The sequence below is a fragment of the Streptomyces cahuitamycinicus genome (assembly GCF_002891435.1).
Classification (GTDB): domain Bacteria; phylum Actinomycetota; class Actinomycetes; order Streptomycetales; family Streptomycetaceae; genus Streptomyces; species Streptomyces cahuitamycinicus.
Genome location: NZ_POUC01000559.1, coordinates 1 through 4,258, shown reverse-complemented (window position 1 = coordinate 4,258; position 4,258 = coordinate 1). Strand labels below are relative to the sequence as shown.

6 protein-coding genes and 1 pseudogene are annotated in these 4,258 nt (G+C 70.5%); 4 read left to right on the top strand and 3 right to left on the bottom strand.

Annotated elements, in window-relative coordinates:
- Nucleotides 1-395 (bottom strand): ABC transporter substrate-binding protein (locus C1J00_RS39190; RefSeq protein ID WP_439333472.1); only part of this gene is annotated, 395 nt, incomplete at its 3' end.
- Between the two features lie 157 nt (nt 396-552).
- Between C1J00_RS39190 and C1J00_RS39185 the strand changes: the two genes are divergently transcribed.
- Nucleotides 553-1,512 carry an ATP-binding protein gene (locus tag C1J00_RS39185; protein ID WP_102913641.1) on the top strand — a complete coding sequence of 320 codons (960 nt, stop codon included), beginning with the start codon at nt 553-555 and terminating at the stop codon, nt 1,510-1,512.
- Between the two features lie 36 nt (nt 1,513-1,548).
- On the opposite strand, the gene C1J00_RS39180 is transcribed toward C1J00_RS39185, so the two are convergent.
- Nucleotides 1,549-2,091, bottom strand: a complete 543-nt coding sequence (locus C1J00_RS39180; protein WP_102913640.1) for a hypothetical protein — start codon at nt 2,089-2,091, stop codon at nt 1,549-1,551.
- 170 nt (nt 2,092-2,261) lie between these two features.
- On the opposite strand from C1J00_RS39180, the gene C1J00_RS39175 reads away from it, so the two are divergent.
- On the top strand, nt 2,262-2,885 hold the full coding sequence (locus C1J00_RS39175) for an HD domain-containing protein (RefSeq protein ID WP_102913639.1): 624 nt from the start codon (nt 2,262-2,264) through the stop codon (nt 2,883-2,885).
- On the opposite strand, the gene C1J00_RS48625 is transcribed toward C1J00_RS39175, so the two are convergent.
- Nucleotides 2,821-3,180 carry an Rv1352/Rv1906c domain-containing protein gene (locus tag C1J00_RS48625; protein ID WP_500691499.1) on the bottom strand — a complete coding sequence of 120 codons (360 nt, stop codon included), beginning with the start codon at nt 3,178-3,180 and terminating at the stop codon, nt 2,821-2,823. The two genes, C1J00_RS39175 and C1J00_RS48625, sit on opposite strands and share 65 nt — an antisense overlap.
- 131 nt (nt 3,181-3,311) lie before the next feature.
- Here C1J00_RS48625 and C1J00_RS39170 point away from each other — a divergent pair, with 131 nt between their 5' ends.
- Both C1J00_RS39170 and C1J00_RS39165 read left to right on the top strand, forming a co-directional pair.
- Nucleotides 3,312-3,458: a hypothetical protein gene (locus C1J00_RS39170; protein WP_219728405.1), complete on the top strand. Its 147-nt coding sequence runs from the start codon at nt 3,312-3,314 to the stop codon at nt 3,456-3,458.
- Between the two features lie 254 nt (nt 3,459-3,712).
- Nucleotides 3,713-4,258: pseudogene (locus tag C1J00_RS39165) on the top strand (hypothetical protein); the annotation flags it as partial.

Here is a 4,258-nt window from a genome sequence, read left to right as displayed (position 1 = left end):
GGCTCGGCCTTGGTGGCGTGGGTGAGCGCGGCGGCCACGGCGGCGGGCGTGACGTCCGTGCCGTCCTGGAAGGTGGCCTCGCGCAGGGTGAACCGCCAGGTCCGGTCGCCCTCCCGGTGCCAGGACCCGGCGAGCGCGGGAGCCGCGGCACCGTTGGCGTCCAGGGCGGTGAGTCCCTCGGTGACGCCGAGGCGGCTGAGCAGCGTGGCGTCGGCTCCGTACGGCGAGAGGTTCTCGGCGGGCGGGAAGGCGAGGGCGACGCGCAGCCGCGCCCCCGACGGCCCGCCCGCCGACGAGGACTGCCCGTCGGGGGACACGAAGCAGCCGGCCAGACACGGCGCGAGGGCGAGGGCGGTGAGGAACCGGAGACGGCCCTTGATGCTCTGAAGACGCACTTGCACAGCATATGCATCAACTGGAACAGGCCGGTCAGCCGGGCGATCCAGGCCGACGCGCCTTCGAGTCCCGTATGGAGCACAAGATTTGACATGGGTGCGGACCACTCCTTAAACCTATCCACATGACATCCATTTTCAAAAAGGTGGGGCGGTCGTGAGGGTCGCGTTCGTCGGCAAGGGCGGCAGCGGCAAGACCACACTGTCCGCACTCTTCTCCCGCCACCTGGCGCGCTCCGGCGCACCGGTCCTCGCCATCGACGGCGACATCAACCAGCACCTGGCCGAGGCACTCGGCGGCGCGGAGGAGTCCGCCCCTCGCCTGGGCGCGCACATGCCCGAGATCAAGACCTTCCTGCGGGGCGACAACCCCCGCATCCCCTCCCCCGAGGCGATGGTCAAGACGACCCCGCCAGGCCGCGGTTCCCGTCTCCTCCGCCCGCTCGGCGACGACGAACTGCACACGCGGCACGTCGGCCGGGCGGGCGGCGTCCCCCTCATGGTGACGGGCGAGTTCGACGAGTCGGACCTGGGCGTGGCCTGCTACCACTCCAAGCTGGGCGCGGTGGAGCTGTACCTCGGCCACCTGCTGGACGACCCCGGCGAATACGTCGTGGTCGACATGACGGCGGGCGCGGACGCCTTCGCGTCGGGCCTGTTCACCCGGTTCGACATGACGTTCCTGGTGGCGGAACCCACCCGCAAGGGCGTGTCCGTGTACCGCCAGTACCGCGATCACGCGGAACAGTTCGGCATCCGCATCGCGGTCGTCGGCAACAAGGTGACCGGCGAGGACGACCTGCTCTTCCTCAAGGAGCAGGTGGGCGACGACCTCCTGACCCACCTGGTGCACTCCCCCTGGATCCGCGCGGCGGAACAGGGCCGGGCCGCCTCCGGCCCGGACGCACTGGCGTCACTGGAGCCGCACAACCGCCACGCCCTCACGGTCCTGCGCGAGGCGGTGGACGCCGAGGTCCGCGACTGGAATCGGCTCCACCGCCACGCGGTCGAGTTCCACCTGCGCAACGCCAGCGCCTGGGCGGACGCGCGCACGGGCGGGGACCTGGCGGCGCAGGTGGACCCGGACTATGTGCCGGGACCGACCGCCCTGCCCTGAGGCGCGCCACAGCCACTGCCGACCCGCCTTCGCCGGCTACTCGATCCCCGTGGCATCGAGTAGCCGAACCACGTCCTTGCGCCCGTACCCGAGCAGTCGGGCACGTTCAGCCGCCATCAGCACCAAGTGGGCGACGATCTTCGCCGCGTATCCGTCCTTGCCGTCCGCGTCGAACCATTCCTGGGGCTTCTCGACACCCAGGCTGTTCATCACCAGCCCGTGCTCTCGACGGACCTCCGCGACGGTACCGGCGACCGCGTCCAGGAGCGTCTTCCCCGGCCGTTCGCACTCCAGGGCGAAGCACCCCCAGTCGACCGGCAGGCACCCCTCCGGCGGACGCGCCCGCAGCCCCGCATACCTCTCGTCCTCGAACCCGGAGGCCCGGAACTCGTCGTGCACCAACGAGAACCGATGGAACCCGGGCGGAACCGGCGGCGGTGGAGGCGTGTACTCCCACCCGGCGTCCTCGTACAACTGCCGCTTCACCTCTTCTTCGTCGGCAAGCGTCACGGTGAAGCCGTTGGCCTCGTTGCGCCCGGTCGTCGTGCCGTCGGGATTGCGGTGGAAATGCAGGCCCATGGTGTGCTCCCGTCACCGTGCTGAAAAGTGGACGACAAGTCCCGTCACCAGCTCGAACGGCCCGCAGGCCGGGCAGGTGCCCGCCCTCCGAAGCACCATCCGATCGCGTGAAAAAGGCCGCTGCGGGAACTTCCCGGCGCAGCCGGACGGGCGGTTGTTACGCTCCTCCGATGAGGATTCCGGGCCCCGCAGAGATTCGGGCGCTGCACGAGAAGTACGCGCCCACCACCGAGGCGTTCGCCCTCGTCCACACGCACTGCGAGATCGTCTGGGGGATCGCCGAACAGCTCCTTGCCGCGCCCCACCTCGCTCATCTCGACGCCGAACTGGTCCGCGCCGGCTGCCTCCTCCACGACATCGGCGTCTACCGCCTCTACGGGGACGACGGACGGCTGGACCACGAGAACTACATCCGGCACGGCCTGCTCGGCCACGAGATCCTCGAAGCCGAGGGTTTCCCCGACGCCCTCAGCCGCTTCTGCTCCCACCACACCGGAGTGGGACTCACGCGGCACGACGTCGTGAGCCAGGGTCTGCCCCTCCCTCCCGCGGACTATCTGGCGGTGACGGAGGAGGAGAGGCTGGTGATGTACGCGGACAAGTTCCACACCAAGTCCCGGCCGTCGGCGTACCTCTCCCCCGACGAATTCGCCGCCCGCGTCCGCGGCTTCGGCGAGGACAAGGTGACCGCCTTCCAGGCCCTGCGCGCGGAGTTCGGCGACCCGGATCTCAGTGGGTCGGTGTCGGGCACCGAAGCAGGAGGAGGCGCCGCGTCAGCCGTCGTTCAGGGGTAGGGGTCGGGAAGCACGCGGGTTGCAGCCGACACCACCAGCACCGATGTCCGGCCTCACCTCTCGGGGAGGGACGCCACAGGAACCAGTCACCCCACCCGCTTCCGCTCCTGGCACCGATTGGTCTTGAAGCACTCCCCGCTTTGAGCGTCACCCGTCCCGGCCCGTTGAGGTTGTTGTCGGCGATGACGGCGTTGAACTCACCGCTGGAGTTCTCGGCCCGCTCCCAGTAGCAGCCGAACCCGCCCTCCGGCCCGGCCGTCTTGTAGGTGCCGGCCTTGATGTCCTCGCCGACCACGTACTCGCCCTCGCCGGAGAAGCTGGTCGCCGGGCATTCTTGGCCGGCAGTCCGGCGACTCGACCTCCCTCGCCCTGATGACGGCCGTGGCCTGCTGCCGCGAGCCGGTACCCGTCCCGTACAACCAGATCATGCACATCACAGGGGTCTACCGCGCCCCGGCGGGCGCCGACGCGAACAACTGCCGCCGGGCGGCAGGCGATCAGACGCGCTACTGGGCCGCCCTGGTGGACGACGGCGACACGCTGCTGTGCACCACGATCTACCAGGGCAGCTGACCGACAGCTCAGTTCCGCCAGCCGCCCAGGTACGCTCGCGAAAAGGCCGCTTCAGACCGTCTCCGTCGTCGTGACGGCCGGCACGCCCGGGTTCACCGAAACGGATGGCGTTGCCACCCGAAAGCCCTCACCCGGTGCGATTTCATCCCCCTTCACCTCTGTGCCGCATACCGTGAACCCGCCGCCCGAACACCTCTCGGCACAACAGGAAGCGGCGGCGACACGCAGGTCACAGGAGACGGAGGAAGAACGGAATGACACAGGCCGCCGCAGGGAGCGAGCTGGACGAACGAGTGCCGGGACGCCGGTGGATCGTGCGTCTGGATCCCGTCGGCCGAGGCAGCTCGGAGGTGCGCGTCTCGTGCGGCCGACCCGCCTGTGCCGAGCGGCGTCTGCCCTCCGCGGCGGCAGGCCGTACGGCCGCGGTCGCCCACCTGACGGCGCACCTGCGCGCCACCCCCGCCCCCAGAGCCGATACCTACTGCGCCTGCCGGGCCGACGGCTGCCGCGCCCACCTCCCCGACACCGGCAGGCATGCGCGTACGGACCAACCCTGGCGGTGCGGCGGACCGGTCGTCCTTACGGTGATCACCGACCGGGCAGGACGCTGGTGGCAGGCCCTGGAGTGTTGTTCACTGTGTGCCGCCGCCACTCCCGGGGCCCGGACCGTGGCCATCTCCCTTCCGTCCGCGCCCCGGACCGCCGGCCGCCCGGCCCCCGCAGCGGCGGGCACCGGCGCGGGCACGCCGCAGTTCTCCGACCAGCAGGTCACCACCCGGACGGGATGTCCGGCACCCCTC

Excerpts from the sequence above, each read along its gene's own strand:
- C1J00_RS39180 (WP_102913640.1), bottom strand. The coding sequence starts at position 2,091 with ATGGGCCTGCATTTCCACCGCAATCCCGACGGCACGACGACCGGGCGC.
- C1J00_RS39175 (WP_102913639.1), top strand. The coding sequence starts at position 2,262 with ATGAGGATTCCGGGCCCCGCAGAGATTCGGGCGCTGCACGAGAAGTAC.
- C1J00_RS39170 (WP_219728405.1), top strand. The coding sequence starts at position 3,312 with ATGCACATCACAGGGGTCTACCGCGCCCCGGCGGGCGCCGACGCGAAC.